26 protein-coding genes are annotated in these 26,960 nt (G+C 72.2%); 14 read left to right on the top strand and 12 right to left on the bottom strand.

The window, feature by feature from the left end:
- The first annotated feature begins 144 nt into the window (after window positions 1-144).
- Complete coding sequence (locus ABGB17_RS21065; RefSeq protein WP_347632080.1) at window positions 145-723, top strand: dihydrofolate reductase family protein; 579 nt, start codon at window positions 145-147, stop codon at window positions 721-723.
- 16 nt (window positions 724-739) lie between these two features.
- Here ABGB17_RS21065 and ABGB17_RS21060 read toward each other — a convergent pair whose 3' ends face one another.
- The 4 genes from ABGB17_RS21060 to ABGB17_RS21045 all read right to left on the bottom strand — a co-directional run bounded on the left by ABGB17_RS21060 (window position 740) and on the right by ABGB17_RS21045 (window position 4,403).
- A complete protein-coding gene (locus tag ABGB17_RS21060; RefSeq protein ID WP_347632078.1) occupies window positions 740-1,594 on the bottom strand; it encodes an ABC transporter permease subunit in 855 nt (284 codons plus the stop codon).
- 214 nt (window positions 1,595-1,808) lie between these two features.
- Window positions 1,809-2,783 carry an ABC transporter ATP-binding protein gene (locus tag ABGB17_RS21055; protein ID WP_347632076.1) on the bottom strand — a complete coding sequence of 325 codons (975 nt, stop codon included), beginning with the start codon at window positions 2,781-2,783 and terminating at the stop codon, window positions 1,809-1,811.
- Entirely contained in the window at window positions 2,780-3,865 is a 1,086-nt protein-coding gene (locus tag ABGB17_RS21050) for a hypothetical protein (protein ID WP_347632074.1), read from the bottom strand. Before ABGB17_RS21050 ends, ABGB17_RS21055 begins: the two co-directional genes overlap by 4 nt.
- Window positions 3,849-4,403, bottom strand: a complete 555-nt coding sequence (locus ABGB17_RS21045) for a sigma-70 family RNA polymerase sigma factor (protein ID WP_347632072.1) — start codon at window positions 4,401-4,403, stop codon at window positions 3,849-3,851. The genes ABGB17_RS21050 and ABGB17_RS21045 overlap by 17 nt, the downstream gene beginning before the upstream one ends.
- A 395-nt stretch (window positions 4,404-4,798) precedes the next feature.
- On the opposite strand from ABGB17_RS21045, the gene ABGB17_RS21040 reads away from it, so the two are divergent.
- Window positions 4,799-5,746, top strand: a complete 948-nt coding sequence (locus tag ABGB17_RS21040; RefSeq protein ID WP_347632070.1) for a GNAT family N-acetyltransferase — start codon at window positions 4,799-4,801, stop codon at window positions 5,744-5,746.
- A gap of 117 nt (window positions 5,747-5,863) precedes the next feature.
- On the opposite strand, the gene ABGB17_RS21035 is transcribed toward ABGB17_RS21040, so the two are convergent.
- The 5 genes from ABGB17_RS21035 to ABGB17_RS21015 form a co-directional block, all read right to left on the bottom strand.
- Window positions 5,864-7,234 carry a hypothetical protein gene (locus tag ABGB17_RS21035; protein ID WP_347632068.1) on the bottom strand — a complete coding sequence of 457 codons (1,371 nt, stop codon included), beginning with the start codon at window positions 7,232-7,234 and terminating at the stop codon, window positions 5,864-5,866.
- The gene (locus ABGB17_RS21030; RefSeq protein ID WP_347632066.1) at window positions 7,231-7,770 is read right to left on the bottom strand and encodes a SigE family RNA polymerase sigma factor; all 540 of its coding nucleotides are present in this window, start codon (window positions 7,768-7,770) and stop codon (window positions 7,231-7,233) included. Before ABGB17_RS21030 ends, ABGB17_RS21035 begins: the two co-directional genes overlap by 4 nt.
- 114 nt (window positions 7,771-7,884) lie before the next feature.
- The gene (chrA, locus tag ABGB17_RS21025) at window positions 7,885-9,078 is read right to left on the bottom strand and encodes a chromate efflux transporter (protein ID WP_347632064.1); all 1,194 of its coding nucleotides are present in this window, start codon (window positions 9,076-9,078) and stop codon (window positions 7,885-7,887) included.
- Between the two features lie 388 nt (window positions 9,079-9,466).
- Complete coding sequence (locus ABGB17_RS21020; RefSeq protein ID WP_347632061.1) at window positions 9,467-9,781, bottom strand: PadR family transcriptional regulator; 315 nt, start codon at window positions 9,779-9,781, stop codon at window positions 9,467-9,469.
- A 73-nt stretch (window positions 9,782-9,854) separates the two neighbouring features.
- Window positions 9,855-10,625, bottom strand: a complete 771-nt coding sequence (locus tag ABGB17_RS21015) for a TetR/AcrR family transcriptional regulator (protein WP_347632059.1) — start codon at window positions 10,623-10,625, stop codon at window positions 9,855-9,857.
- Window positions 10,626-10,741: 116 nt separating this feature from the next.
- On the opposite strand from ABGB17_RS21015, the gene ABGB17_RS21010 reads away from it, so the two are divergent.
- The 3 genes from ABGB17_RS21010 to ABGB17_RS21000 all read left to right on the top strand — a co-directional run bounded on the left by ABGB17_RS21010 (window position 10,742) and on the right by ABGB17_RS21000 (window position 13,081).
- Entirely contained in the window at window positions 10,742-11,494 is a 753-nt protein-coding gene (locus tag ABGB17_RS21010; RefSeq protein WP_347632057.1) for a DUF2306 domain-containing protein, read from the top strand.
- Window positions 11,495-11,522: 28 nt separating this feature from the next.
- Window positions 11,523-12,422 carry a diacylglycerol kinase family protein gene (locus tag ABGB17_RS21005; RefSeq protein ID WP_347632055.1) on the top strand — a complete coding sequence of 300 codons (900 nt, stop codon included), beginning with the start codon at window positions 11,523-11,525 and terminating at the stop codon, window positions 12,420-12,422.
- A gap of 182 nt (window positions 12,423-12,604) precedes the next feature.
- Entirely contained in the window at window positions 12,605-13,081 is a 477-nt protein-coding gene (locus ABGB17_RS21000) for a hypothetical protein (protein WP_347632053.1), read from the top strand.
- Between the two features lie 10 nt (window positions 13,082-13,091).
- Here ABGB17_RS21000 and ABGB17_RS20995 read toward each other — a convergent pair whose 3' ends face one another.
- Complete coding sequence (locus ABGB17_RS20995) at window positions 13,092-14,201, bottom strand: aldo/keto reductase (RefSeq protein ID WP_347632051.1); 1,110 nt, start codon at window positions 14,199-14,201, stop codon at window positions 13,092-13,094.
- Window positions 14,202-14,386: 185 nt separating this feature from the next.
- On the opposite strand from ABGB17_RS20995, the gene ABGB17_RS20990 reads away from it, so the two are divergent.
- The 9 genes from ABGB17_RS20990 to ABGB17_RS20950 all read left to right on the top strand — a co-directional run bounded on the left by ABGB17_RS20990 (window position 14,387) and on the right by ABGB17_RS20950 (window position 24,714).
- Complete coding sequence (locus tag ABGB17_RS20990) at window positions 14,387-15,334, top strand: PLP-dependent cysteine synthase family protein (protein ID WP_347632049.1); 948 nt, start codon at window positions 14,387-14,389, stop codon at window positions 15,332-15,334.
- Window positions 15,335-15,596: 262 nt separating this feature from the next.
- Window positions 15,597-16,019 (top strand): cellulose binding domain-containing protein, encoded by a 423-nt coding sequence (locus ABGB17_RS20985; RefSeq protein ID WP_347632047.1) that lies wholly within the window; start codon window positions 15,597-15,599, stop codon window positions 16,017-16,019.
- 209 nt (window positions 16,020-16,228) lie between these two features.
- On the top strand, window positions 16,229-16,777 hold the full coding sequence (locus tag ABGB17_RS20980) for a snapalysin family zinc-dependent metalloprotease (RefSeq protein WP_347632045.1): 549 nt from the start codon (window positions 16,229-16,231) through the stop codon (window positions 16,775-16,777).
- A 185-nt stretch (window positions 16,778-16,962) separates the two neighbouring features.
- Window positions 16,963-18,660 carry an ABC transporter ATP-binding protein gene (locus ABGB17_RS20975; RefSeq protein ID WP_347632043.1) on the top strand — a complete coding sequence of 566 codons (1,698 nt, stop codon included), beginning with the start codon at window positions 16,963-16,965 and terminating at the stop codon, window positions 18,658-18,660.
- Complete coding sequence (locus tag ABGB17_RS20970) at window positions 18,657-20,393, top strand: ABC transporter ATP-binding protein (RefSeq protein WP_347632041.1); 1,737 nt, start codon at window positions 18,657-18,659, stop codon at window positions 20,391-20,393. Before ABGB17_RS20975 ends, ABGB17_RS20970 begins: the two co-directional genes overlap by 4 nt.
- A gap of 283 nt (window positions 20,394-20,676) precedes the next feature.
- On the top strand, window positions 20,677-23,337 hold the full coding sequence (locus ABGB17_RS20965) for a sensor histidine kinase (RefSeq protein WP_347632039.1): 2,661 nt from the start codon (window positions 20,677-20,679) through the stop codon (window positions 23,335-23,337).
- Between the two features lie 33 nt (window positions 23,338-23,370).
- Window positions 23,371-23,796 (top strand): roadblock/LC7 domain-containing protein, encoded by a 426-nt coding sequence (locus tag ABGB17_RS20960; protein ID WP_347632037.1) that lies wholly within the window; start codon window positions 23,371-23,373, stop codon window positions 23,794-23,796.
- Entirely contained in the window at window positions 23,793-24,143 is a 351-nt protein-coding gene (locus tag ABGB17_RS20955; RefSeq protein WP_347632035.1) for a DUF742 domain-containing protein, read from the top strand. The genes ABGB17_RS20960 and ABGB17_RS20955 overlap by 4 nt, the downstream gene beginning before the upstream one ends.
- Window positions 24,124-24,714 carry an ATP/GTP-binding protein gene (locus tag ABGB17_RS20950; RefSeq protein WP_347632033.1) on the top strand — a complete coding sequence of 197 codons (591 nt, stop codon included), beginning with the start codon at window positions 24,124-24,126 and terminating at the stop codon, window positions 24,712-24,714. Before ABGB17_RS20955 ends, ABGB17_RS20950 begins: the two co-directional genes overlap by 20 nt.
- An 85-nt stretch (window positions 24,715-24,799) precedes the next feature.
- On the opposite strand, the gene ABGB17_RS20945 is transcribed toward ABGB17_RS20950, so the two are convergent.
- Window positions 24,800-25,645: a hypothetical protein gene (locus ABGB17_RS20945; RefSeq protein ID WP_347632031.1), complete on the bottom strand. Its 846-nt coding sequence runs from the start codon at window positions 25,643-25,645 to the stop codon at window positions 24,800-24,802.
- Between the two features lie 319 nt (window positions 25,646-25,964).
- Entirely contained in the window at window positions 25,965-26,588 is a 624-nt protein-coding gene (locus ABGB17_RS20940; protein WP_347632029.1) for a TetR/AcrR family transcriptional regulator, read from the bottom strand.
- Between the last annotated feature and the right edge of the window lie 372 nt (window positions 26,589-26,960).

Raw genomic sequence — 26,960 nt, 5'->3', positions numbered from 1 at the left:
ATATAGGTGATCCGGAGATGTCACATCCAACATGTCGTGTTCAGGGGCTCCCGCGAAAATGTCGGAGCCGACTGTCAGACTGGCGCCGCGCCACCCTGACACAGAACACCGCGACATGAGCCCGCGGAACACCTGGGAGATGTGATGAGCCGCGTAGTGATGCACAACGTCGTGTCGGTGGACGGCTTCATCGCCGACGCGGAGGATCGGGTCGGCCCTCTGTTCGACTGGTACTCCAACGGCGACACCGAGCTCGTCGACGGGGGCGGGCTGAAGGTCTCGCGGGTCTCGGCCGCGTACGTCAAGCCGATGTGGGCGGGCATCGGGGCGATGGTGATCGGGCGTCACCTGTTCGACATGACCAACGGCTGGGAGGGGTCGCCCCCGGCGGGTGAGCATGTGGTCGTGGTGTCCCACCGGCCCAAGCCCGAGGGATGGCACCCCGAGGCGTCCTACCACTTCGCCGGCGACGTGGCGGCGGCGGTCGCCAAGGCCAAGGAGCTCGCCGGGGAACGCGTCGTGGCCGTGGCGGCGGGCAACGTGGGCGGGCAGGCGTTCGCTCTGGGGCTGGTGGACGAGGTGGCGATGGACGTCGTGCCTGTGGTCCTCGGTTCGGGCAAGCGGTACTTCGGGCCGGTGGACACCCAGCATCTGCTCGACGACCCGCACACGGTCATCCAGGGCGACCGGGTGCTGCACCTGCTCTTCCGGGTCCGCCGCTAGGCCCGGGTGTGCCGGGTCACAGGTCGCGGCGCACGAAGGCCACCGCCGCCACGACGAACACCAGGACGATCCAGACGGCGGTCCAGACGAGGTAGGCGGGGGTGAGCGGGGCGTCGCTCAGGAACGGGGAACCCCCTTCCATGGCGGGGCCGGCGAGCCGGGCGAGGGCCGACGGTTCCTGGAGCGCGTGCATGGCGCCGCGCCACAGGCCGTCCGTGGGGAGGAGCACCCGTGAGACGGTGCCCACCCGCGCCACGCCCTCGTTGTGCAGAGCCTGTCCCACGCTGCCGATGACGCCCGCGACCCACGTGGCGCCGAAGAGGCCGACCGCCACGATGCCGGACGCCATCGGGGAGATGACGGTGGACAGCAGGAGGGCCAGGGTGAGCAGGACGGTCGTCTGGGTGGCGAGGAGCACCAGGCCGGTGACGGGCTCCGGCGGCCAGTAGCCGAGAGTGGTCCAGACGATGAGGAACTGCGCCAGCCCCGACACGGTCACGAAGGCGCCGCCGAAGACCACGAGGCCCAGCCACTTGCCCAGCAGCACCGCGGGACGCCGGATGGGCCGCGCGAGGATCGCCAGCGCCGTTCCCGACTCGATCTCGCCGGCCATGGTGGGCCCGGAGAGGAACGCCGTGCCGAGGGCGGCGATCAGGCTCAGTCCGAACATCACCAGGTTGAGCACCTGGGCGGATGCCAGCCGGGCTTCCCCCGTGGTGAGCGTGGCGAGCTCCGCCGCCAGCCGGGAGAAACCCCAGGCGCTGAGCACGAGCAGCGCCAGGGTCATCGCGGCCACCGCGAGCAGCACCCGCCGCCGCGCCGCCTCCCGGAGGGTGAGCAGGGCGACGGTGAGAACGGTACGGGCGGTCATGGGCGGTCACCATTCTGATCGGCACGAAGGAGGGATGACCGGCCCCGGACCGCCGATCGGCCGGTGGGTGTCCCGCCGTACGGCGGCGCCGCGTTCGCCGTACGGCGTCCCGCCATCGCGGCGCCGGAATGGAGGCCCGGGAGAGCGAGACGGGTGCGGCGCGATCGCGCCCGCGGGCCGGGCAGCCGGTCCTCGGGGAGCACTGCGCGGGGCGTCATGGGCGGTCGGGGGTTCGGTCGGCGCGGAGGATGTCGAGGAGGCGGTCCTCCAGGCTGACGCGGACCGGTTCGATCGCGTGGACGCGGACGCCCAGGGCGACGAGGTCGGCCACCAGGTCCGGCACGGTGGTGAGGTCTTCGGTGGCGGGGAGTGTGACGGTGTACGAGTTCTCGTCGCGGGTGAGGGGTCCGGTGGCGCTCAGCCGGGCTTCCGCTTCTGGGCTCACCCTGTCCAGGCGGAGGCGTAGTTCGCGGCGGCCCAGGAGTTCCGCCAGGGTGCCCGCGGCGGCCACGCGGCCCTTGTCGAGGATGACGACGCGGTCGCAGACGCGTTCCACCTCGCCGATCAGGTGGGAGTTGAGCAGGACGGCCACCTGGCGTTCCTTGAGGGACAGCAGGAGGTCGCGGACGTCGGCGCGGCCCAGGGGGTCCAGGGCGCTTGTCGGTTCGTCGAGCACGACGAGTTCTGGGCGGGCCACCAGGGCGACGGCCAGGCCCAGGCGTTGCTGCATGCCTTTGGAGAAGCCGCCCACGCGGTCGGCGGCGCGGTCGGCCAGGCCGACGGTGGCCAGGCACTCGCGGCGTTCCCGGTCCGGTACCGTGAGGCCGGCCAGGCGGACGTGCAGGGACAGGACCTCGGCGGCGGTGAGCCACGGCTGGTAGCGGAACAGCTCGGGCAGGTATCCGACGCGGGCCCTGGCCTGCGGGTCCCGCGCGGGGCGGCCGAGCAGCAGGACGTCTCCCGCGTCGGGGCGGACCAGGCCGAGCATGATCTTGATGACGGTGGTCTTGCCGGCGCCGTTCGGCCCGAGCAGTCCCACCACTTCGCCGCGGCCGACGGTGAGGGACACGTCGTCGACGGCGGTTCTTCGCCGGTACCGCTTGCGCAGGCCCGAGCACCACACCGCGGGGGCGGGGGGCAGTTCCGCGAGCAGCCGCCGCGCGGCGTCGAGGGAGGAGTCCGCGGTCACCGGTCCCACCGCAGCCCCCGCGCCACCGACAGCACCTCGCCGGCGCTCAGCGAGCCGGCCACCGCGGTGACGGCCCCGTCGCGTACCCAGATCACGGCGGCCATCGTGTGGTCCCGCGGGGTCAGCACAGTGGCCGGTGCCCCGTTGACGTCGGTGGCGTAGCTCGTCGTCTGGTCGGTCGACGTGAACAGGGGAAGCGTGGCCCCCTCGCCGGAGAAGTCGCGCAACTGCGACGCGACGTTCTCGGGCATGAGCCCCAGGGACAGCAGGTAGTCGCGGGCCGTCCTGAACGGGACGCCGGAGGAGTACGCGGTGGGCGCGACCGCGCGGGCCACGACCAGGGCGGGCATGGGACGGTTCTCCGCCCAGACCGCGGCCACTCCCGGTCCCGCGACCAGCCGGAACTGGCTGCCGTCGAGCCCGGGGGGCGCGGGTGGGATCGTCTTGCCCGCCGCGGCGGCGGTCCGCGCCGTCGTCTCGGCGGAGAAGGTGAACACCATGCTCGCCCGGGCCCCGACGTGGTAGGTGGGGCGCCCCGTGACGCCGCGGGGCAGCGCAGCCACCCGCGGGACGGAAAGCCCGGAGGCCTTCTCCGCGGCGGCGGCACCCGCGACCTTGCGCACGCTGATCCTCTCGCCCACCTCGATCTTGCCGAAGGCGGACAGGTCGGGCAGCTTGACCAGGTCGGCCTTGGGTGCGGTGACCGGGGCCACCTGCTGGGCGCGGAAGATCTGCAGCCAGTCCCCCGCGGCCGCGGCGCCGGCCCCGGCCAGCAGGACGGCGACGCCGAACACGGCGACCACCGGGCTGCGCAGCGCCGCGCGCCAGCGGCGGGCGGGGGCGGACGTGGCCGTCCCGCTCTCCTCGGCGGCGACCGCCTGCGCCAGGCGGCGCCACCCGGTGTCCACGTCCACGGCGAACTCGGCGTTCAGGACCGCGCCGGCGGCCGCCGCGTCCCGCTGGGCGGCGGTCAGCCCGGACAGGCACACCGCGCAGCCGGCGACGTGCTCACGATCGGCGTCGGCGACACCGGCCGGCTCGTCCACAAGCCGGCGCAGCGTGCCGTCAGTCGGATGACGCATGACGGTTCAACTCCTCGCGCAGAGCGCACTCGGCGCGTCGCACGGTGGTGCCCACGCTGCCGGGTGACAGATCGAGAGCGGCGGCGACCTCCGCGTAGCTGAGGCCGCTGTGCCGCAGGACGAGGGCGACGGCCTGCCTGCGGGGCAGCCGGGCCAGCGCCGCCCGCACGCGGCGGCGCTCGTCGCGGGTCACGACCGCGTCGGCGACGTCCGGTGCGACCGCGTCGCCGTCTTCGGCGGCCTCTTCACGGGAGGCGCGACGGCGGCCGGAGCGCAGGTGGTTCAGCGCGGTGTGCGCCGCGGCGACGGTCAGCCACCCCACCGCCTCCCCGGCGGGCACCGACGAGCGCCCGAACGTCAGGAACACCTCCTGGGCCACGTCCTCGGCCTCGTCCCGGGAACCGAGCACCCGGGCGGCGACCCCGACGACCCGCGGATAGGCCGTGCGGAAGACCTGTTCGAGATCGGCCCGTACGGCCTTCCGCCCCGGCCGGCTCGACACCACCACGCCGTCCTCCCGCCCGGCTCGCCTCGCCACCGCGCCGTGTCCTTCACCGGACAGTGCGGCCGGCAGCGCGGCCACCCGCGCGCCCCTACCTTGCCCTACGACGTCCACATCCATAGAGCACCGCCGACGCCCCGCATGTGACAGGGCCGCCGGATCCACGGCGGTCGGCCGGACCGGGACAGCGGCACCGAGAACTGCGGGGCATTCACGTGACAGCTGATCACGGCGCCGTAAAAGGATTTGCGGCCCACCATAGGTGACCGGTAGAACTCGACACCGACATGACCGTTCGTGTCCCACGACACGCACCGAGCACGGAAGGAGGGCAGGCCATGACCCGCGAGTCCACCGTGCGCCGGCCCTCCCGGACGGCCTGAACCACCGGCCCCGGGGCGGCCGGGCGCGACTCCCTTAAGGAACGCGTCTTGACCGCAGCACAACAGCAGTACCCGCTCGGCACGACCGTCCGCCCGATCAACGGGCCGGGCGAGGTCGAGCTTTTCAACCAGCTTCGTTACGCCTTCGACGACGAGATCGCCGGCGACCTGGTCGCCGGCCGCCGGCGGCCCGAGTGGCTCTGGGTCGCCCTGCACGAGGGCCGGGTCGTGGCCCGGGCCGGATGGTGGTGCAGGGCCGGCGACGAACGGCCCCTGCTGTTCGACATCTTCGACTGCGCCGAGGGCCACGAGACCGCGGGGCGCCGGCTGCTGGAGACGGCACTGGCCGCGGTCGCCGCCGACGGCGCCACGCCGCCGCAGTGGGTGCGGTTCGTGCCCGGCGGCTGGCGGGACGACCCCGCCGTACGGCCGGGCGTCGACGCCCTCGTCGCGCTCGTCGAGGAGCAGGGGGCCACGCCTTTCGTGGAACGGCTGCGCTTCCAGTGGAACCCTGGCACGCCTCTCGGCGAACCCGACAAGCGGCTGTCGTTCCGGCCGGTCGCCGGGCGGGAGGAACTGGTCGATCTGATGACCGAGGTCCTCGACGGCACGCTGGACGCGCACAGCCGGCGGGACCTGCTCACCATGACGCCACGCCAGGCGGCGCTGGAGCAGTACGAGGACGAGATGGAGAAGTACACCACTCCGCGCGACTGGTGGCGCGTCGCCGTACTCCCCGGTGGAGAGCCCGTGGGCTTCGTCATCGCGGCGAGGAACAGCTACAACGCGATCATCGCCTACCTCGGCGTACGCCCCGCCCACCGCGGCCACGGCTACGCCGACTCCCTGCTCACCGAGGGCACCCGCCTCCTCGCCGAGACCGGCGTCCCGCGCGTCCGCGCCACGACGGACCTCGGCAACACCCCCATGGCGGCGGCCTTCCTGCGGGCGGGCTACGTCAACTACGAGCGCGAGATCCACTACGCCTGGTCCTGAACCCCGGGTGTGTGACCCCGCCGCCGCGAGCGCGGCGTGCAGCCGAAGTCGCGGCGGCGGGTGACGCCCCGGCCCGCGCCGCCCTGGCGCGGGCCGTACCGGCGCGGTCAGCGAGGCTCAGCGGCGGGTCAGCAGCGGGCGCCAGCTCCCGGGGCGCTGGCTGTTCAGCATCTCGCCGGACAGGCGGACACTCTTGGAGCCGTCGAGAGTGACCACCACCAAGCGGGCGTCGAACTCGTCCTCACAGGTGCCGAGGCACTGGAGGCCGATGAGGTGGCCGTCGTCGGCCCACGCGCGGAGCTGGAGCATCTCCTGGCGGCCGACCAGCCGGCCGGAGGACACGTCGGTCACGAAGGTCAGCGGTCCCCTCGGCTGCAGGACCCCCATCTTCTTGAGGTCCTCCAAGGAATGCGTCGGGGCGAGGGTGGGGGCGGGGGCAGGAGTCAGCGTCGGCGGCACTCCGGCGTACAACCTGCCGTCGGGTGAGTAGCCCGCCTCGCCGCCCGGGTCCAGGTCGCGCTCGGGGGCGGCGTGCGGGCGGCCGTCCAGGTCGTAGTACAGCCGCTCGGGCGACCGAGAGGTGCCGAGCGACGGGTCGTGCAAGGCCGGGTTCGACTCGCTGACCAGGGTGCCGTCCAGACTCCACCGGAAGGCACTCTGGTCGAACGGGCCGCCGGCGCCTTCGGCCCCCGGGTGGAAGGCGGCCTGCCCGGACGCGGCGTCCACGATGGCGAAGCCCAGCCGCCGGACCTGCGGCCTGTTCCAGCTGTCGCCGCCGTTCCGGATGCGGGTGCGGATCGAGGGGTCCTTGTCGAAGCTCGTGACCAGCACCTTCGTGCCGTCGGGCGACCAGGACACGTACACCGCGGGCTGTTCCAGGTCGATCCAGCGCACCTGCCGGGTCGCCATGTCGAGGATGCCCACCCGGCGGGCGGGCAGCTCGCGCTCCAGCACCGCCGCGTACCTGAGGCCGGGCGCGACGTCCAGCGTCGACCAGTCCGTCAGGTCGTACGTGCCGGTGCCCGGGTTGTACAGGTACCAGGTGTCGTGGCGGCGGTCGCTGCCCTTGCCGGTCTTCTCGGTCCCTGACACGAAGTAGGCCGAGACGGCGATCCGCCCGGCGGCGATCAGGCTCTTCGGCGGGGAGTTGCCGGTGTCGGCGCGGATGTCCAGCGATGCCGGCAGGTCCGCGGGGGTCACCTCGGTGGGCGGCGTCACCGGCGTGGTGGTGTCCACCGGCGTGGGGGCGGGGTACCGGGGGGCCGTGTCCTTCGCGGCGGGCGGCGCGGTGTCCAGCATGCGGGGCACGAGCATGCCGCCGGTGACGACCACGGCGGTCGCGGCGGCGGCCAGCGCCATCGTGCCGGGCCGGCGGCGCGAGGCGCGCGGGGCGCGACCGGCCAGCACCCGGTCGGCCAGGTCGTGCGGGACCTGGGCCTCGTCCGCCCACTCCTTGAACGTCTCGGACAGCAGGGACTCCGGGGTCATGGGGTGACCTCCTTGAACGGGGGCCGGTGCGTGGAGTCGAGCTCGGCCAGCTCGGGCGCGAGGACGCGCAGCCGGGCGAGCGAGCGGTGGACCGTGCTGCGGACGGTGCCGACGGAGCACCCCATGATCTGGGCGACCTCCGCCTCCGGCAGGTCCTCGAAGAAGCGGAGCACCAGGGCGGCGCGCTGGCGCGCGGTCAGCCTGGCCAGCGCGTGACGCAGCACGAGTTTCAGCTCGGCCGCGTGCGTGTGGTCGCGGCCCGGCACGTCCGGCGCCTCGGCGACCACCGTCTCCCGCCGCCGCGCGGCGACGCGCCACCAGCTCACCTGCTGGCGGTACATGGCCTGCCGGACGTAGGGTTCGGGGTCGTCGATGCGCGACCACCGCGCCGCGGCCCGTACCAGTACCGTCTGCAGCAGGTCCTCCGCCGCGTGCCGGTCACCGCCGGTCAGCAGGTAGCCCAGCCGCATCAGCGCCGGTGAGCGCGACGCGACGAACTCGCGGAAACGTCGCTCCTCGGCAACGTCCACGATCACCTCCGGGGTTTAGATGTCCCCCTGTAGACGCCGCCACCCGCCCGCCGCTATGCCGGTCGTGAGGAAAGCCCGGGAGCTGGAACAGTCCGGTCCCGCCGCCGAAGCGTCCGGGCCTCAGGTCAGCAAGGTGTGGGCCAGGCCGATGGCGGCGCCGGCGGCGATGTACCAGGCGTTGTTGAGCTTGGTTCTCCACAGCAGGGCCAGGGTGGCCAGGGCGATGAGCGCGGTCAGGGGGTCGATGATCGAGTTTCGGGCGAGCTGGAGGGAGACGCCGGCCATGAGGGCGAGGGCGGCGGCGTTCAGGCCGTCGAGCAGGGCGGAGGTCCAGTCGCTCGAGCGCAGCTTGTCGGTGAGCCTGGTGAGCAGGCCGACGAAGACGAAGGACGGGAGGAAGATGGCGACGGTGGCCAGGAAGGCGCCCGCGGGGCCGGCGACCAGGTAGCCGAGGAAGGTCGCGGTGGTGAAGAGCGGGCCGGGGGTGACCTGGCCGATGGACACGGCGTCGATGAGCTGCTGGTTGGTGATCCAGCCGAGGCGGTCGACGAAGTCGCCGCGCAGGAAGGCCAGCAGGACGTAGCCGCTGCCGTACAGCACGGAGCCGATCTTCAGCATGGTGGTGAACAACTGGGCGAGCTGGGCCCCGGTCGGGTCGGGGAACAGCGGGGAGCCGAGGGCCAGCGGGAGGGCGAGCACGGCCTCGGGGCCGCCGGCACGCAGGCGGCGGGCCGACCGGGCGGCGGCGGCCAGCAGGGCACCGGTGGCGAGGATCAGCAGTTCGTTGAGGCCGAGCAGGTAGGCGGCCAGCGCGGCGACCGCGAGCACGGCGAGCCAGACGCTCTTGATCACGGTGCGGAGCAGGCCGGACAGGGCGTGCACGATGATCGCGATCACGGCGGGGACGATGCCGTACAGCAGTCCCTGGACGGCCGGGGTGCTGCCATAGGTGACGTACCCCCAGGCCAGCGCGGTGACGATGAGGGCGGCGGGCAGGATGAAGCACACGCCGGCGGCGACGAGACCGCGCCACCGCCCCCGGTCGTAGCCCAGGTGGATGGCCAGCTCGGTGGAGTTGGGGCCAGGGATGAGGTTGGTGGCGCCCATCAGGTCCACGAACCGCTGGTCGCTGACCCACCCGCGGCGGCGCACGAGCTCGTCACGCATCATCGCGGTGTGCGCGGCCGGCCCACCGAAGGCGATGAGCCCCAGCTTGAGGAACACCAGCGTCACCTCCCGCAGACGGCGCCAGGTCACCGTGGGCTCCCGGCCCTCCGGGACGCCGTCGCGCCCCCCGGGCAGATCCTGGCTCACCTGCTGGTCCCTCCCGCCGTGGGCCCGTTACCGAGCCCGATATCGGCAGACGATATCAGCCCCCGGTGAAGCGCCTCCGAGCGCGGGGGGTGAAGACGGCCGGCCGAATCGCCCCCGGCGGCGGCCCGGAACGACAGTGGGACGGAACGACAGTGGGGGCAGGGGGCCCGCTCGACCCGGCAGCCCAGGGAACGGCAGCGGAGGCAGGAGCCGGTCGGTCGACCCGGCAGCCCAGGGAACGGCAGTGGAGGCAGGGGCCGGTCGGTCGACCCGGCAGCCCAGGGAACGGCAGTGGAGGCAGGGGGCCAGCCGGCCTGGCCGGGGGGTGGGCGATATCGCCGATGATCGGCCGGGCCGGTCGCCGGAGACCGGTGGCGGCGGGGGTGGTTCACTCCCCGGACGGCAGCGCCCCGGGCAGCACTTCGCGGACCAGTTCGAGCAGGGCGGCGCGGTCCTCCTGCAGGGCCGTCACGCCCGCTTCCGTGGCGCGGTAGACGCGCCGTACCCGTCCCTCCACCACCTCCTGGCGTGAGGAGAGCAGGCCGTCGGCCTCCAGCCGGTGCAGGGTCGGGTACAACGTTCCGGGGCTGATCGCGTAACCGTGCCGCTTGAGTTCCTCGCTCATCCACGCGCCGTGGATGTCCTGCTCGGCCGCGTGATGCAGGATGTGCAGCCGCACCACCCCGCGCTGGAACTCCCGCATCCCCGCCTCACCTCTCCGGCACCGCCGTCCTCAGCATATGACGGAACCGATATCGGGAGCCGATAACCGCTCGTCAGGCGCCGGCACGTGCGCGGACTAGGGTCTCCACGCCGTCGAGGATGCGGTCGAGGCCGAAGCCGAAGTGGGTGGCGGGATCGGTGCGAGGACCTTCGCCGTCGCGCTCGTCGAAGACGCCGGCGTCGAGGATCTCGGCCAGGGCGGGGAAACGCTCGGGCGTGATCAGTCGGGCGAGCAGTGCGCCGTACGCGGGGGACGGCTCTCGTGCGGGGCTTGGCGCGGCGCGCAGGTCGTTCGAGGAGAGGTGCGCGTCGCCGCGGACGTAGTGCATGACGAGCAGCAGCACGGACATCTTCTCGCGGGGGCGCAGCGGGGTGCCGCCGAGGGCGCGCAGGCCGGCGTCCATCCAGGCGAGCTGGCCCGGGTCCATCGGCGGGGGGCCCGCGGCGCTCAGGTGCAGGATCCACGGGTGCCGGTGGTACACGGCGACCAGTTCGACGGCCCACCGGCGGAGCTCGCCGCGCCAGTCGGCCGGGGCGGGCGCGATGTCGGGCGGCGGGCCCGGCGCGGCGTCCATCATGAACATCTGCAGCTCGTCCTTGTTGGCGACGTGCCGGTACAGCGACATGGTGGCGCAGCCGAGCCGCTCGGCCAGGCGGGCCATGGACAGGGCGGGCAGGCCGTCGGTGTCGGCGATGGCGATGGCGGCCTCCACGATGCGGTCGAGGCTCAGCGCCTGCGCCGGGCCTCGCGTGCGGCGCCCGGCACGGCGGCCCCACAACACCTCCAGGGTGCGGGGCAGCTCGTCGCCGGTCTTCTCGCTCATCGGCGCCATCCTATCGCGGTGCGTATTACGTACGCTCAGCGCATTCCACACGCATATGCGTATGGGATACGCTCCGCGTATAACGTACGCAGCAAAGCCTCCCGACAGGAGCCCTCATGGTCACGACCACGGAGAACCCACCCACCCCGCCCACGGGCGACCCCCCGGTGGTCGCCCACCGCCGCTGGTGGCGGCGGCCGTGGATGGCGCCGCTCGGCTTCGTCGCCGTCGTGTTCCTGGTGTTCTCGTTACCGCCGTACCTCACCGGCGACCCGGCCGCCTCCCGGGTGCCCGCGCCGCCGGGGTTCCCGGCGTACTACCCGTTGCTGGTGGCCCACGTGCTGTTCGCGTCGGTCGCGATGGTGACCTGCTTCCTGCAGGTGTGGCCGTGGTTCCGGCAGCGCCCCGTGGCGCACCGGTACGTCGGCAGGACCTACGTCTTCGCCGGCGTGCTGCCCGCCGGCCTCGCCGGCCTGGTCATCGGGGCGGTCAGCCCGTTCGGGCCGGTGATCGCGGTCAGCAACGTGATGCTGGCGCTGCTGTGGCTGTCCTTCACCGTGGTGGGGTACCGCATGGCGCGGCGGCGGCGGTTCGCCGACCACCGGCGCTGGATGACGCGCAGCTTCGCGCTGACCTTCTCGATCATCACCAACCGGGTCTGGAGCGTCGTCCTCTTCCTCACCCTGAGCCCGCACCTGGAGACGACCTTCAAGGGCGACGAGACCATGTTGATCATGACGGTGGCCGGTCTCGGCGGCTGGCTCGGGTGGACGGTGCCGCTGCTGGCCGTCGAATGGTGGCTGGAGCGCGGCGACGCGGCCCGGCGACGCGCCCGCTCCCGCGCGGGCACCGCCCGCACCTGGGCTTAACGCCGGTTCTCGGGGTAGTCGTCACGGCATGCCTACCAAGGTCGCGGTCATCGCGCATCAGAAGAAGACGCTCGGCGGCGGGCTTGACCGGCTGCGCGTGGTTCTGTCGGAGTACGACGTGGGTGAGTTGCTCTGGTACGAGGTGCCCAAGAGCAAGAAGGCGCCGAAGAAGGTGAAGAAGGCGCTGAAGAACGGTGCGAAGCTGGTCTTCGTCTGGGGCGGCGACGGCATGGTGCAGCGCTGTGCCGACACCATGGCGGGGTCCGGCGTGCCGATGGCGGTGCTCCCGGCGGGCACGGGGAACCTGTTCGCCGGGAACATGGGCATCCCCGAGGACCTCGACGAGAGCGTGCGGATCGGCTTCCAGGGCGAGCGCAGGAAACTGGACCTCGGTGTGCTCAACGGCGAGCACTTCGCGGTCATGGCCGGTGCCGGGTTCGAGGCCGAGATGATGGCCGACGTGGACGGCGCCGCCAAGGGCAAGCTGGGGCGCCTCGCCTACTTCCGCGCCGCGGCCCGGCACGTCGGCGGCACGCCGGTGCCCATGGAGATCAAGATCGACGGCGTGACGTGGTTCAAGGACGAGGCGAGCTGCCTCATGCTCGCCAACGTCGGCACCATCACCGGCGGCATCGAGGCCTTCGACGACGCCCGCCCCGACGACGGCTGGCTCGACGTGGGCGTTTCCACCGCCCGCGGCCCGATCCAGTGGGCCCGGGTGTTCGCCACGATGGCGACCGGCCGCTCCGAGGACTCCCCCTTCGTCCGCATCACCAGGGCCAGAGAGGTGTCGGCACGCTTCGCCTCCCCGCTGACCTACGAACTGGACGGCGGTGACCGCGACGCCACCACCGACATCACCGCGACGGTGGCCCCCGGTGCGCTCACCATCTGCGTCCCCGAGCGCACCTCGGAGCCCCCCGCGTGATCTTTCATTTACGTATCAAGCCCCTTGCTACGCATCACGGCAGGCCGGCGCGGTGGGCACTCCTTTTCGTCATGACCTGATGACCGTTTCGGTCCGGCGAAAGCACGCGGGTGTTGACCGTCACCGGACGGCATGGCCTGATTCGCTGTGGATGGAGTCACAGCCGTGAGAGAGGGTCGCCAATGGTCGTCAAGAGTCTGGCCCGGCGTGTGCTGGCGCTCGGTTCTGCCCTGGTCACGAGCAGCGCTTTGCTCGTGGTGGCCGCGCAGCAACCCGCCGCCGCCAGCACCGTCAGGGTGGTGGGCACGATCGACTGCCTCAACAACAACTACTACGGGGACACCAGGGACTGGTACGCCGAATACGCGTCGGGTGGCACCTCACCTTCGGGCACATCCAAGGCGATGAGCGCCATGACCGCGATACCGGCCACGCACGCGTGGCAGTTCGACCTCACGGTGCCGAGCAGTGACACGTCCGTCTGGGTCTCGGCCCGGTGCAGCAGCGGCCATCAGTACGGCGACTTCAGCGGGTCGGGCGGGGCGACCATCCCTGCGGGAGTCAGCGTCGTGAACGCCGTGTGGGGCTGCACCACCGCCCCGGTCAACCCCGGCCCGTGGGTCACCACCTGCAGCCTTCAGTCGGTCTCGTACAGCTGAGCGGCGGCGGTCACCTGGTGGTCGCCTGTTCCCAGTTGCGGGTGGCGGGGTCGTAGCCGGTGGGCTTGTCCCCGACCTTGACGCCGGGGCTGACCAGCCAGCTCTGGTACCCGGGCGTGAACATGCGGTAGAGCGACGGGGGCGGCACCGCGCTCGCCTCGTCGAGCCGGACGCGCAGGTCGGGCGGCAGTTCGAAGTCGAGCGCGGCGAGGGTGGCGTCGAGCTGGGCGGCGCTGCTCGCGCCGACGATGGCCGAGGCGACGCCGGGCCGGGTGGCGACCCAGTTGACGGCGACCTGGGCCATCGTCACGCCGAGCGTGTCCGCGACGCTCTCCACGGTGGCGAGCAGTCTCCACTCGTGGTCCGTCCACGACCTCCCTGAGGGGGCGCCGCCGCCCAGCCGGCCGTCCCCGGCCAGGCCCTCACCGGCCCTGCGGTACTTGCCGGTGAGGAAGCCGCCGCCGAGCGGGCTCCACGCGGTGACGCCGAAGCCCAGGGTGCGGGCCATCGCGACGTGTTCCAGCTCGATCGTGCGATCGATGAGGGAGTACGGGAGTTGCAGGCTCACCATGGGGACGAGGGAGTGGGCCTCGGCGTAGGTCTGGGCCCGGGCCGCGTACCAGCCGGGCACGTCGGACAGGCCCGCGTAGCGGATCTTCCCGGCCCTGGTGAGGTCGTCGAAGGTGCGCACGACCTCCTCGACGGGGGTGACGCGGTCCCAGGTGTGCAGCAGGAACAGGTCGATGTGGTCGGTGCGCAGGCGGCGCAGCGACGCCTCCACCGCTCTGATCATGTGTTTGCGGCCGTTGCCGCCCGCGTTGGGGTCGCCGGGGTCGACGCTGTTGGTGAACTTGGTGGTGAGCACCACCCTGTCGCGCACCTTGGCCTCCGCGATGAGGTCGCCGAGTATCGCCTCGCTCTCGCCGGCGGTGTAGAAGTCCGCGGTGTCGATGAAGTTGCCGCCCGCTTCGAGGTAGCGGCGGAAGATCGGCCGGGCCTCCTCCGCGGTCTTGCCGTACGCGGCGTGGAAGCCGCCGGTGCCGAAGTTCATCGTGCCGAGCGCCAGCGGGCTGACGCGCAGGCCGGAGCGTCCGAGCAGGTAGTACTGGTCCAAGGACATGATCACTCGCTTTCCGAACGGTGTGGTCCACAGCCTGTGCACATAAAAATGGACTGTCAAGTCCAAAAAGGCGGAGGCCGGAACACCACTTCCGCGTGCCCGTCCGGGCTGGACACGAGGAGGGCGTGATGGACAAGGTGGGGAGTCCGGCCGCATCCGCCCCCGACGAAACCGGAGTCCGTCGAATGTCACCCGTCATCTCTTCGTCCGTCACCGAGACGATCGGGGGCACCGCGTTGGTGCGGCTGGCGCACATCGTCCCCGAGGGGGCGGCGCAGGTGCTCGTGAAGCTGGAGAGCGGCAACCCCACCGGCAGCTACAAGGACCGGATGGCGCTCGCCATCATCGAGGGGGCCGAGCGCGACGGCCGGCTGCGTCCGGGCCGGCGTGTGGTGGAGTTCACCGGCGGCAGCACCGGTTCCTCGCTGGCCTTCGTCTGCGCGGTCAAGGGCTACCCGTTGTCGATCGTGACCTCGGACGCGTTCTCGCCGGAGAAGCTGCGCACCATGCGGGCGTTCGGCGCCGAGCTGACCGTGGTGCCGAGCGAGGAGGGACGGATCACGCCCGCGCTGTTCGACCGCATGCGCGAGGAGGTCGATCGGATCGTCGAACGCGAGGACGCCTTCTGGACCGACCAGTTCAACAACACGGACGCCCTCGCCGGATACGAGCGGATGGGCCGCGAGATCGCCGGCCAGGCCACCGCCGGAGGGGTGACGGTGGACGCGTTCTGCGCCGGGGTCGGCACCGGCGGCATGCTGGCCGGCGTCGCCGCCGCGTTGCGGGCCGGCGGCCACCCGGCAAGGGTCGTCGCGCTCGAACCCGCCTCCTCGCCGATGCTCACCCGGGGCCACGGCGGCCCGCACCGGGTGGAGGGCATCGGCACGGGCATGGTCATGCCCCTGCTCACCCCCGGCGCGTACGACGAGGCGCGGACCGTGGACGAGGCGGAGGCGCGGCGCCTGGCCCTGCCGCTGGCACGGCTGGAAGGGGTGTTCGCGGGCACCTCGTCGGCGGTGAACGTCGCGGGCGCGATCGAGCTCGCCCGCGAGCTCGGCGCCGGCCGCTCGGTGGTGACGGTCGCCGTCGACACCGGTCTCAAGTACCTCAGCGGCGACCTCTACCACGAATGAACGATCTCCGGGACGGCGGCCCGCGTAGCGAAAGTTTCAGGCCGTTGGACCGTTTCCACCTGCCCGGATGAGGCCGGGGAGAGGCCGCTGTTGACAGCGGATCAGGGGCGGCTGACGATCCACCTCGAACCGCTCCTCTCCCGCCCCAGGCCACCCGAGAAGGTGAGCCGTGCGGTCCTGGAACCTCACCCGCTCATCCACTCGGCCACGGGCCGCGCGTGTCGGGCTGCACGGGGCAGATCGGCTGACCGGAAGGCAGACCATGCGACCTCTCAAACGCCTCGCGGGCATCGGCACGGCGGGCCTGCTGGCGACCGCCCTGTGGGGCGGCGGTACCGCGCACGCCATGGGACCCCTGGCGAGGTTCTCCTGTGACGTGGACCTGACCATCACCAGCGAATGGCCCACCGGGTACGTCGCCAGCCTGCGCTACAACAACACCGGCACCGAGCCGTTCTCCCCGTGGATCGGCCACTTCGAGCTGCCCGCGGGCGACACCCTCGGCCCGGCCTGGAACGGGGTCTTCGCCACGGCGCCGCCGATCGTGGAGGTGAGGGGCGCCGTCTGGGCCGGCACCGGCATGGCCGCGGGAAGCTGGGCCGAGGTGGGCTTCGTCGTCTCACGCGCCGCGCCCGACGGCCCGCCGCTGAACTACACCCTGAACGGCGTGATCTGCACCGTCTGACAGAGCTCGGCCTCGTCGCCGACGCTCATGGGTGGTGGCCCCGGTCCATAACACCGTAGTAGGGGAGAACTGGCGTATCCCCGGAACGGCCCGCCGAGCGTACGTTGGCGGAAGCCCCACCCGAGGACTCCAGCGACCACCGGCCCACCCCCGCCGGTGGTCCTCTCAGGTGCGCCTCGCGGTGGTCACCCCCGACCGAGGAGACCCCGATGCACCTCTCACGGTTCCTGCGGACCGTCACGGCCCTGATCCTGGGCCTCGCCGTCCTGTCCACCGTGTCCCCCGCGCAGGCCACCGCGGTACGCGTGCTGCGGTACGACGCCAGCCGGGCCGCCGAGTTCCGCACCGTTGTGGACCAGGCCGCGCAGGTCTGGAACGCCAGCGTCGTCAACGTCCGGCTCGTGGCGGGCACGCCCGCCGACTTCGTGGTGCTCGCCGACAACGGCTGGCCCCGCGCGAGGGTCACCAGCCTCGGCCGGGGCACCATCTGGATGGGCAGGGAGGCGACCGCCCAGGGCTACTACCCCCTGCGCATCGCCACCCATGAGATCGGCCACATCCTCGGCCTGCCCGACCGGCGCACCGGCCTCTGCACCGACCTGATGTCCGGCTCCAGCGCCCCGGTGAGTTGCACCAACGCCAACCCCAGCGCGGCGGAGCGCCGCGAGGTCGACGCCAACTTCGCCGGCTTCGCCCCGCTCGCCGAGTTCGACAAGCTCTACGTCGACCGCCCGGGCGACCTGGCCTCGGTGCGGTAGCGGCACCTCTGACCCCCGGCGCCCCCGGAGTCCGGCCTTCGTGGCCGGAGTCCGGGGGCGCCGTCGTTTCCCCGTGACGACGACGGCACCCGTTGACCAGGAGCGGACGGTCCTCTAGGTTCCTTATTGCGAGTTATTCGCAACTGCGAGAAAAATGCAGCCTGAGGGTTGGAGGAGCCGTGATCGTGCGATTGCTGACCCCGGGGGTGCGGTGGCGCATGGCCGGGGTGGCCGGGCTGCTGCTGGCCGTCACCGCCACGTACGTCGGCCAGGGGCTGCTGGTGGCGCACATCCTCGCCACCGTCTTCGCGGGACGGATGGACATCGTGTGGCAGCTCGCCGGGGTCGCCGTTCTCCAGGTGGCGCGGAGCGGGGCACTGGTGCTGCGCGAGACCGCGGCGCCGCGGCTCTCCGGGGCGGTGAAGGCGGACCTGCGGCAGCGCATGGCGGGCCGGATGCTGGCGCTCGGGCCCGGGTGGGCGCAGCGGGGGCGCACGGGGGCCACGCAGTCGAGCCTCGTGGACGGCATCGAGACCGTGGACGCCTACGTCGGGCGGTTCCTGCCGCAACTCGTCGCGACGATCATCGGGGCGGTCGGCGTGACGGCGTACATCTTCGTGCTCGACCCGTTGGTGGGGGGCGTCGTGCTGGCGTGCGCGGTGGCCTTGCCGCTGCTGCCGCTCTTCTCCGACCGGGTGCTGCGGGGCCGCAACGCCGCCTGGTTCACGGCGTACAAGCGTCTGTACGCCGAGAACCTCGACGCGTTGCAGGGCATGGCCACGCTCAAGGCGTTCAACGCCTCCCGGCGGCGCGGCGCCGAGCTGGCCGGGGTGGCCGAGAGGTTCAGCCGGGACTCGATCCGCCTGATGGCCGTGGTCGTGCTGTACGTCGGCGGCGTCGCGTTCGTCGTCGGGCTCGGCACGGCCGTCGCGCTCGGCGCGGGGTCGCTGCGGCTCGCCGCGGGTGAGCTGACCCCGACCGAGCTGCTGATCATCCTGATGCTCACCGCGGAGTGCTTCCGGCCGCTCAGGGACCTGCAGGCCGCGTACCACGCGAGCTACAACGCCGTCCCCTCCCTGAAGGCGGTCTTCGAGGTGATCGACACCCCGGCGCCCCCGGAGGGGACCGTGCCGGCCCGGACCGGCGGCCCTCCGGCGGTGACCTTCGAGGACGTGAGCCACACCTACCGCGAACGCGGCCGGGCCGCGCTGGCGCGCTTCTCCCTGCACGTCGCACCGGGCGAGCGGGTGGCGCTGGTCGGCCGGTCGGGCGCGGGCAAGACCACCGTCGCCTCGCTGCTGCTGCGCTTCTTCGACGCCACCGGCGGGCGGATCACCATCGGCGGGCGGGACGTCCGCGAGATGTCCCTGGCCGAGCTGCGTGCCCAGATCGCCGTGGTGTCGCAGGACACCTACCTGTTCCACGGCACCGTGCGCCACAACCTCACCCTGGCGAAACCCGATGCCACCGACGCCGAGCTGCACGCCGCCGCGCGGGCGGCACGGGCCCACGACTTCATCACCGCGCTGCCGCAGGGGTACGACACCGTGGTCGGTGAGCGCGGCATGAAGTTGTCCGGCGGCGAACGCCAGCGCATCGCCATCGCCCGCGCCCTGCTCAAGGACGCTCCCGTCCTCATCCTCGACGAGGCCACCGCCAGCGTCGACGTCGCCAACGAGTCCGGCATCCAGCAGGCCCTGGACACCCTGGCCGGCGGCCGCACCACATTGATGATCGCCCACCGCCTGTCCACCGTCCGCGACGCCGACCGGGTGGTGGTCATGGACGCCGGCCGGGTCGTGGAGGCCGGCGACCACACCGGCCTGCTCGCCCGCCGCGGCGCCTACGCCCGGCTCGTCGCCGCCCAGGAGGGAGCCGCATGACCGCCGTCGCCGTCACCCCGCCCCGTACCTCGCCGTCCCGCCGGCTGCGGCCGTTGCTCGGGCTGGTCGGCCGGCACCGGCCGCTGCTGGTCGCCGCCGCGATCAGCGGCATCGCCCACCACCTGGTGGTGCTCGCCTCGGCCGGCACCGGCGCCTGGGTGGTCAGCCGCGCGGTCACCGGCGCCAGCGTGGACGACCTGCGCGGCGGTGTGATCGCCCTCGCCGCGCTGCTCCCCCTGCTCGCGTTGACCCCGTGGCTGGAGTCCTACCTCGCGCACGTCGCCGCGTACCGGGTGCTGGCCGACGTACGCGGCCAGGTCTACGACGCGTTCGAACGGCTCTCCCCCGGCTACCTGATGGAACGCCGTTCCGGCGACCTCGGCGCCGCCGCGGTCTCCGACGTCGAGCAACTGGAGTCGTGGTTCGCCCACACCCTCAGCCCGCTCGTCAGCGCCGTGACCGTCCCGGTGGCCGCCCTCACCGCGCTCGGCGTCCTCCACCCCGGCCTCGCCGTCGCCCTGGCCCCCCCGCTGGTCCTGCTGGCCACGGTCCCCTCCTGGCTGCGCCGCCACGCCGAGGCGCACGGCGCGGAGCTGCGGGCGCGGATCGGCGAGCTCAGCGCCGAGGCGGTCGACACCATCCAGGGCGTGCGGGAGCTGGTCACCTCCGGCGCGGGCGAGCGGCAGCTCCAGCGTCTGCGCGAGCAGGACCGGCTGCTGCTGGACGCCAAGCTCGCCCACGGCCGCCGCTCCGGCGCCGAGCACGCCGCCACCAACGCCCTCACCGTGGTCGGCCTGCTCTCGGTGCTGGTCACCGCCGCGGTGCTCGTCAACGGCGGCGGCCTGCCCCACGCGTACTTCCCCGTCGCGGTGGTCCTGGCGGCCACCACCTTCGCCCCGGTCATCGCCGTCACCGACGTCGCACGCGACCTCAACCTCGTGATCGCCGCCGCCGGCCGCATCACGACCCTGCTGCACGCCCCCGCCCCGGTCACCGACCGGGTCACCGCACCCCCGCCGGGGCCCGTCATCCCGCGCGTGACCTTCGACCGGGTCACCTTCCGCTACGCCCCGCACCTGCCGGACGCCGTCACCGGCGTCACCTTCGCCATCGAACCCGGCGAGACCGTCGCGCTGGCCGGGCACTCCGGCGCGGGCAAATCGACCTGCGCCGCCTTGCTGACCCGCATGTGGGACGTCACCGGCGGCGCCGTCCGCATCGGCGGCCACGACGTCCGCGACTTCCCGCAGGAGGACCTGCGCCGCCTCATCACGCTGGTGCCGCAGGACGTCCACCTCTTCACCATCCCGATCCGCGACAACATCCGCCTCGGCCGCCCCGGCGCCACCGATTCCGAAGTGGAGGCCGCCGCCCGGGCCGCCAGGGCCCACGACTTCATCGCCGCCCTGCCCGACGGCTACGCCACCGTCCCCGGCGAGCTCGGCGCCCACCTGTCCGGCGGGCAGCGTCAGCGCGTCGCCATCGCGCGCGCCCTGCTCAAGGACGCCCCCATCCTCATCCTCGACGAAGCCGTCTCCCACCTCGACACCGAGAGCGAACACGAGATCAACACCGCGATGGCCGAGGCGAGCCGGGACCGCACCACCCTCGTCATCGCCCACCGCCCCTCCACCCTCCGCACGGCCGACCGTGTGATCGTCCTCGACGGCGGCCACATCGCCGGGACCGGCACCTTCACCTCGCTGACCACCTCTGCGCTCAGACCTCGATGACGTTGCGTGCCCGGGTGACCACGCGGCCCGGCCTGACTGTGATCACGACACTCCGTTGGGTAACGCTTCGTGGAATCTCTGCGGCATCGGTGACACAGCGCGAGAAAAATGCCCATCTCTGGCAACATCGATATGCAATCTTCTTATTGTCGTCTTGAGGCACGAATGTCCCAGTGGCATCGTTAGCCCGGTCATAGGCGCACCAGCCGTGGGGGGATACCCGGGGAAGGCGTCGGCCCGCGGTCGCCTGCCGCGCACAGCACACGCACATTGGACTTGATGGATGAGCTCGCCCCGACCGATCCGCACGAAGCTTCTCAGGATCCTCGTGCTTCCCCTGGTCTCCATGGTCGCACTGTGGGGTGTGATCGCGTACGCCAGCATCCAGGAACTCACGCAGATCTCCCGCACGCAGAGCCGCTGGCAGACCATCGGCTCCCCGGTGCTGCAACTCGTCTACGAGCTGCAGCGGGAACGTCAGGCCTCCGCCCTCGCGGGCGGCGCCACCGGCGGCAACCAGGCGCTGGCCGACCAGCGCCGGGCCACCGACGAGCAGGTCAAGCGGCTGCGCCAGCTCGCCACGCCGGGCGGCGTGCGCGACGCCGAGACCCCCGGCGACGTGCGGGCCCTGCTCGGCGGCCTGGAATCGCTGCGGTCGCTGCGGCAGTCCGCCGACAGCGGCACGCTCTCCTCGCCACTCAGGATCATCGAGGCGTACGACCGGCTGATCGACGACGCGTACCGTCAGCTCAGTGACGAGGACACGCTGAGCGACGTGCCGTCCTACCGCGCCGTGCGCGGCATGGCCGCCTACATCGCCGCCGCCGAATACCTGAGCCGGGAGAACGCCGTCCTCACCAGCGCGGTCACACGGGGATACATGAGCCCGGCCGACCGCGCCGCGTTCGTCGCCGCGATGACCGGACGCCGCATCGCCATGGCGGACGCCGGCCGCGACCTGAAGCCCACGCTCGGCGTGCACTACGAGAACCTCGCACGCAGCCTGCCCCACAAGCGCCTGAGCGCGGTGGAGGACAGGATCCTCAACTGGAACTCGACCGGCGCGCCGCCGCTGGACACCGGCCTGTACAAGAGCGACGCCGACCTGCTGCTGCAGAGCATCGTCCGCGACACCCAGTACGAACTGTTCTGGTCGGAGGAGCAGCGGCAGGCGGACAAGGTGTCGGCGTACTGGCGCATCGGGCTGATCCTCGGCATCGGCCTGCTCGCCGTCGTCGCGTCGATCCTGCTGTCCTACCGGTTCGGCCTCTCCCTGATCAGGGAGCTGAGGCGGCTGCAGAACTCGGCCGCCGAGATGGCCGAGCGACGGCTGCCGCGGCTGGTCGAGCGGCTGCGCAGGGGCGACGACGTGGACCCGGCCACCGAGGCACCGGAGCTGGAGTCCGCGGGCACCGCCGAGGTGGAGCGCCTGGTGGAGGCGTTCTCGGCCGTCCAGCGCACCGCGGTCGGGGCCGCGGTCGACCAGGCCAAGCTCCGCAAGGGCGTCGGCCAGGTGTTCCTCAACCTCGCCTGGCGCAACCAGGCGCTGCTCCACCGCCAGCTCACGCTGCTGGACACCATGGAACGCCGGGTCGAGGAGCCGGACATCCTGGAGGACCTGTTCCGGCTGGACCACCTGACCACCCGCATGCGGCGGCACGCCGAGAACCTCGTCATCCTCTCCGACGCGACACCCGCCCGCCGCTGGCGCGACCCGGTGTCGATCTTCGACGTGGTGCGCAGCGCCGTGCTGGAGGTCGAGGACTACACCCGGGTCATCGTGCCGCCCATGCCGCAGGCGCCGCCGCTGCTCGGCGTCGCGGTGGCCGACGTGATCCACCTGGTCGCCGAGCTGGTGGAGAACGCCACCGTCTTCTCGCCGCCGGAGACCAGCGTCGCCGTGCGGGGCATGACCGCGGCGAACGGCTTCGCCCTGGAGGTCGAGGACCGCGGGCTCGGGCTGAGCCAGCACGTCCTCGACGAGCTCAACGCCAAGCTCGCGAACCCGCCGGAGTTCGACCTGGTGGACAGCGACCGGCTCGGCCTGTTCGTGGTGGCGCGGCTCGCCGCCCGGCACGGCATCAAGATCTCGCTGCGCCGCTCCCCGTACGAGGGCACGACGGCCATCGTGCTGCTGCCCCCGTCCCTGCTCGCCATCCCTGAGCCTCTGGCCCCCGCCGCGGCGCCGGGCCACGCCGAGACGGTCACCTGGGACCCCGCCGTCCCCACGGAGGGCCCCACCACGGTCGCCCGTCACGTGAAGGCGCTCACGACCGCGTCGCCCACGGCCCCGCGCGCCCTGCACGGCGTCGCAGAGCCGTCCGGCGCGGACAGCCCCAACGGCCGGTACGGCCACGGCGGGCCCGGTGGAGACGGCGGTCACGGCGGGAACGGCGGACCCGGAGGAAGTGGCGGTCCCGGCGGACCCGGCGGACCCGATGGACAAGGCGGATACGGCGGGAACGGCGGACACGGCGGACCCGGTCTCGGCGACTGGCCCCAGGGACCCGTCGGGTACGGCACTCCCGGGGACGACCGGCCCGTGCCCGTCCTGGAACCCCCGTCCGACTGGTTCCAGGCCGTCCCGCGTACCTCTCCCGGAAGCCACCTGGCCGCGCCGGTACACCCGGCAACCCCGCCCACGCCCGCACAGCCGGGAACCGCGGCCACACCGGTGAACCCGGCACCGCAGGCGGCGCCGGCGGAGGGCTCCGCGGGCACGTCCTTCCCCCGGCCGCAGAGCTTCGTGCCGAGCACCGAGGACGACGACCTGGACGGGCTGCCGGTGCGGGTGCGGCAGGCCAACATGGCCCCCCAGCTCCGCCGGGCACGGGCCGCCGAGCAGCGCGACGTCACCGCGCGTTCCCCCGAAGAGCTTTTCACCATCATGTCGTCCATGCAGCGCGGCTGGAAACAGGGCCGCGGCGAGGCCGGCCAGAAGTAGATGAAGAACGCGGAATCGAAAGGAGGGCCTCCCATGCCCGACCACCGACCTGAATTGAGCTGGCTGCTCGACGACCTGACCCAGCGTGTCCCCGGCATCCGGCACGCCATCGTGCTGTCCGCCGACGGTCTCGCCATGGGCGGCTCGCGAGGGCTGACCCGTGAGGACTCCGAGCACCTGTCCGCCATCTCCGCCGGCAGCCACAGCCTCGCCCTCGGCGCGGGGCGCCACTTCGGGCTCGGCGGGGTCCGGCAGACCATCATGGAGCTGGAAGAGGGCTTCCTGTTCGTGACCGCCGCCGGCCAGGGCGCCCGGCTGGCGGTGATCGCCACCGGCAACGCCGAGCTCGGCATGGTCACCTACGAGATGGCGTTGCTGGTCAAGCGTGTCGGCGAGCACCTGTCCACTCTGCCGAGGGGAGCCGCCCCCGCTCCCGCCTGGAACGGCACCAGGCCGTGACGGGAGAGGATCCCGGGCCGCTGGTCAGGCTCTTCGGCCTGACCGGCGGCCGTGCACGCCCACCGGGCGAGGCCTTCAACCTGGTGGCCATCGTCACGACCGTCGCAATTCCCTTCGAGCAGCCGGACCTGACCCCGGAGTACCTCGCCATCCTCGCGACCTGCCGCAGACCCACACCGGTGGCGGACGTCGCCGCGCAACTTCGCCTGCCGATCAATATCATCCGGGTGATCCTCGGCGACCTGCGGCGCGAGGGCCTCGTGAGCATCGAACGACCACAGCCTGCCGCGCAGGCGATCGACGAACGCATCTACAGGGAAGTGCTGCATGCGCTACGCAGCCTCTGACCGGGCCGCTGCCACCGGCGCCGTCCCGGCGATGGCCATCAAGATACTCATCGCCGGCGGCTTCGGGGTGGGCAAGACGACCATGGTGGGCACGATCAGCGAGATCCGCCCGCTGCACACCGAGGAGCTGCTCAGCGATCGCGGGGTCGGCGTGGACGACGTCTCGGGGGTGGAGACCAAGACCACCACGACCGTCGCGCTGGACTTCGGGCGCATCACCGTCCGCGAAGGGTTGTGGCTCTACCTGTTCGGCACCCCCGGCCAGGACCGGTTCTGGTTCATGTGGGACGAGCTGGCCCTCGGCGCGCTCGGCGCCGTGGTGCTCGCCGACACCCGCCGGCTGCAGGACTGCTTCCCCGCGGTGGACTACTTCGAGCAACGCGGCCTGCCGTTCGTGGTCGCGGTCAACTGCTTCGAAGGCGCACGCCGCCACGACCCTGACAAGATCCGCCGCGCCCTCGGCCTCGACGGCGTGGCCCCCATCGTGCTGTGCGACGTCCGCGACCGGAACTCGGTCAAGGAGGTCCTGACGACCCTGGTCACCTACTCGGTCGGCGGCAACTTCTCCTGACCCCGTCCCCGCCAGGTCCCTGGTCCCGGGCGGGGACGGGTACCCGGCGTGCCGTCGCGGGACGGCCGCCGGGTCGCTCAAGGGCTCAGCAGTTCGGGATGTCCCGGCCCGCGTTGTCCTTGGCCTCGTCGTTGCCCCACTTGCTGAGGTAGTACGCCGAGACGTAGGCGCCGCGGCCGTTCTTGCCGGGGTTGGTGTGGTCCAGGTCGGTACGCAGCCACCAGTGGTTGTGGTCGTTGCCGTGCCGCACCTCGGCGCCCCAGACCCGGCAGTACACGTAGTTGGTGCCCTTGTCGAGGGTGCCCTGCGCGTCGCCGGTGTTCGGCTCCCGGTAGCCGGTCGCGTTGGCGAACGTGTCGACCCAGACCTTCCCGCCGGGCCCCGGGGCGCCGCCGCCGCCACCGAGCACCCGCGGGCGGTAGGCGCGGAACTGGCTGCCCGCGTTCAGCCCGTAGGTCAGGACGCGGTGGTCGGTCCCGTACCCGCCGCGTTGCTCGTAGGCCCAGTAGGACGTGTGACCGGGGTTGGCCCACTGCTCGAAGATGACGACGTGCCGGGAGTTGCTGTCGCCGATGGCGTCGATGACGAGGTCACCGGGGAGCAGCGCGGACATCGCGATCGGGCTGCTGATCGACGGTGAGGCGAGCGCCACGGTGTTCGGCCCCGGGGCTTTGAGCCCGAGCGCCATCGAGGCGTAGCCGGAACAGTCGGTGCGATAGCCGTTGTGGTATTTGCTCTGGCTGTACGGCACTCGTTGGGGAGTGCCGGGATTCCAGGTCTTCGCCCGGTCGATAACGCTCTGCCGGCTGACGTCCGCCGCGGCGGCGTGGCCGGAATGCGCGGCCCCGGCGACGGCCGCCTCCGCGAACGCGCCGGCCGCGGTGAGCGGCACCGGAGAGGCGGCGGCGATCCCCAGAATCGCGAGATTCATGAAAAGCTGCTTAGTGGACATATCACCCCTTGTGAATACGCTCATTGGCCTGGTGAATGGTATAGCCATGGCCATTGATTTCACTCGCCGCGGTCATCGGAGTTTCCGGCGCCGGTGAAGGAATCTTCATCCCGGGAAGCGGCAGGCACAGCCGGGGTTACAGGAAATCACGCCGCCTTCTATTCGCATTTCCCGCCGTTACGGCATGTGTCGTCTTTAAGCCTTTTCATGGCATGAACAGGCGGCGAGGGCGACGATTCTCCGCACGCGACCCGGGAGTCGCCGACGATCCTCGGCGGCGAGGCGTACTCGCCCCGCATCAATCCCGGCGGCAGCGCGACGACGAGAAGTCCGGGGTGGAGGGAACGACGCAGGACAGCGCGGCGCGCAGGATCGTGGCGAAGGATTCGGTGGTGGCGGGGGCGAGCCAGTGCCGGCCGGCCACGCGGACCGCGCCGGCGACGGCGGCGGCCGTGACGGCGGGGAACAGGTCACGGGTGACGTCGGTGCCGGTGCGGTCCGCGATGGCCTCGGCGAGGGGAGGCTCGGCCATGGTGAACGCCTTCAGGGCCTCGCCCTCCAGCTCGGGGGTCTGCATGATCATGCGCAGGCCGGCCTTGTCGGGCTCGGGGTCGGTGTAGAGCTCGATCACGGCGGCGATGACGGCCTGGTCGAACGGCTCGCCGGCCGGGCGCGAGCGCAGCGCCTCCCCCAGGCGCCGCGCCTGGTCGGCCTGCAGGGCGCAGATCGCCTCCTCCCTGCTGGAGAAGTAGTTGTTGTAGGTGCGCGGCGAGACGCCTGCGGCCGTGGCGATGTCGGTGACGCGCACGAGGGCCAGCCCGTGGGGGCCCTGCTCGATGGCAAGGCGCAGCGCGGCGTGGCTGATCGCCTCACGGGTGGCGCGCCGGTTGCGCGCCCGGAGGTCCATGGCGTCGTCGGTCATGCCCCCGACTCTATCCGATATTGCGTGTCACGCAATATATGCGTGACACGCAACATGGGGGTAGAGTCGGGGCGACGTCTGGCACTCACCACCAAGGAGTGCCAACCGCACGGTGTGTGCCGGGGCGGCGAGGTCGCCCGCGGGTGGTCCCCGCGGGTGCGCCGTCCGTCGCGGGCGCCGTCCCGGGGCACACCCATCACGAGCAGGAACGGGAGCGCAGATGGCTTCGAAGATGATCGCGTTCGATGAGGACGCCCGGCGCGGTCTTGAGCGTGGCATGAATCAGCTCGCTGACGCCGTGAAGGTGACCTTGGGGCCCAAGGGCCGTAACGTCGTGCTGGAGAAGAAGTGGGGCGCGCCCACGATCACCAA

The organism is Sphaerisporangium sp. B11E5 (assembly GCF_039871875.1).
Taxonomy (GTDB): domain Bacteria; phylum Actinomycetota; class Actinomycetes; order Streptosporangiales; family Streptosporangiaceae; genus Sphaerisporangium.
Note: the sequence above shows the minus strand (reverse complement) of the source record. Positions and strands in the feature narration are given on the sequence as shown.

Coding starts and splice junctions, on each gene's coding strand:
- ABGB17_RS21000 (WP_347632053.1), top strand. CDS start 12,605: ATGGTCGTCAAGAGTCTGGCCCGGCGTGTGCTGGCGCTCGGTTCTGCC.
- ABGB17_RS20965 (WP_347632039.1), top strand. CDS start 20,677: ATGAGCTCGCCCCGACCGATCCGCACGAAGCTTCTCAGGATCCTCGTG.
- ABGB17_RS20940 (WP_347632029.1), bottom strand. CDS start 26,588: ATGACCGACGACGCCATGGACCTCCGGGCGCGCAACCGGCGCGCCACC.
- ABGB17_RS21035 (WP_347632068.1), bottom strand. CDS start 7,234: ATGACCCCGGAGTCCCTGCTGTCCGAGACGTTCAAGGAGTGGGCGGAC.
- ABGB17_RS21050 (WP_347632074.1), bottom strand. CDS start 3,865: ATGCGTCATCCGACTGACGGCACGCTGCGCCGGCTTGTGGACGAGCCG.
- ABGB17_RS20985 (WP_347632047.1), top strand. CDS start 15,597: ATGCGACCTCTCAAACGCCTCGCGGGCATCGGCACGGCGGGCCTGCTG.
- ABGB17_RS21020 (WP_347632061.1), bottom strand. CDS start 9,781: ATGCGGGAGTTCCAGCGCGGGGTGGTGCGGCTGCACATCCTGCATCAC.
- ABGB17_RS21060 (WP_347632078.1), bottom strand. CDS start 1,594: ATGACCGCCCGTACCGTTCTCACCGTCGCCCTGCTCACCCTCCGGGAG.
- ABGB17_RS21065 (WP_347632080.1), top strand. CDS start 145: ATGAGCCGCGTAGTGATGCACAACGTCGTGTCGGTGGACGGCTTCATC.
- ABGB17_RS20960 (WP_347632037.1), top strand. CDS start 23,371: ATGCCCGACCACCGACCTGAATTGAGCTGGCTGCTCGACGACCTGACC.
- ABGB17_RS20945 (WP_347632031.1), bottom strand. CDS start 25,645: ATGAATCTCGCGATTCTGGGGATCGCCGCCGCCTCTCCGGTGCCGCTC.
- ABGB17_RS21015 (WP_347632059.1), bottom strand. CDS start 10,625: ATGAGCGAGAAGACCGGCGACGAGCTGCCCCGCACCCTGGAGGTGTTG.
- ABGB17_RS20995 (WP_347632051.1), bottom strand. CDS start 14,201: ATGTCCTTGGACCAGTACTACCTGCTCGGACGCTCCGGCCTGCGCGTC.
- ABGB17_RS20980 (WP_347632045.1), top strand. CDS start 16,229: ATGCACCTCTCACGGTTCCTGCGGACCGTCACGGCCCTGATCCTGGGC.
- ABGB17_RS20970 (WP_347632041.1), top strand. CDS start 18,657: ATGACCGCCGTCGCCGTCACCCCGCCCCGTACCTCGCCGTCCCGCCGG.
- ABGB17_RS20990 (WP_347632049.1), top strand. CDS start 14,387: ATGTCACCCGTCATCTCTTCGTCCGTCACCGAGACGATCGGGGGCACC.
- ABGB17_RS21010 (WP_347632057.1), top strand. CDS start 10,742: ATGGTCACGACCACGGAGAACCCACCCACCCCGCCCACGGGCGACCCC.
- ABGB17_RS21005 (WP_347632055.1), top strand. CDS start 11,523: ATGCCTACCAAGGTCGCGGTCATCGCGCATCAGAAGAAGACGCTCGGC.
- ABGB17_RS20950 (WP_347632033.1), top strand. CDS start 24,124: ATGCGCTACGCAGCCTCTGACCGGGCCGCTGCCACCGGCGCCGTCCCG.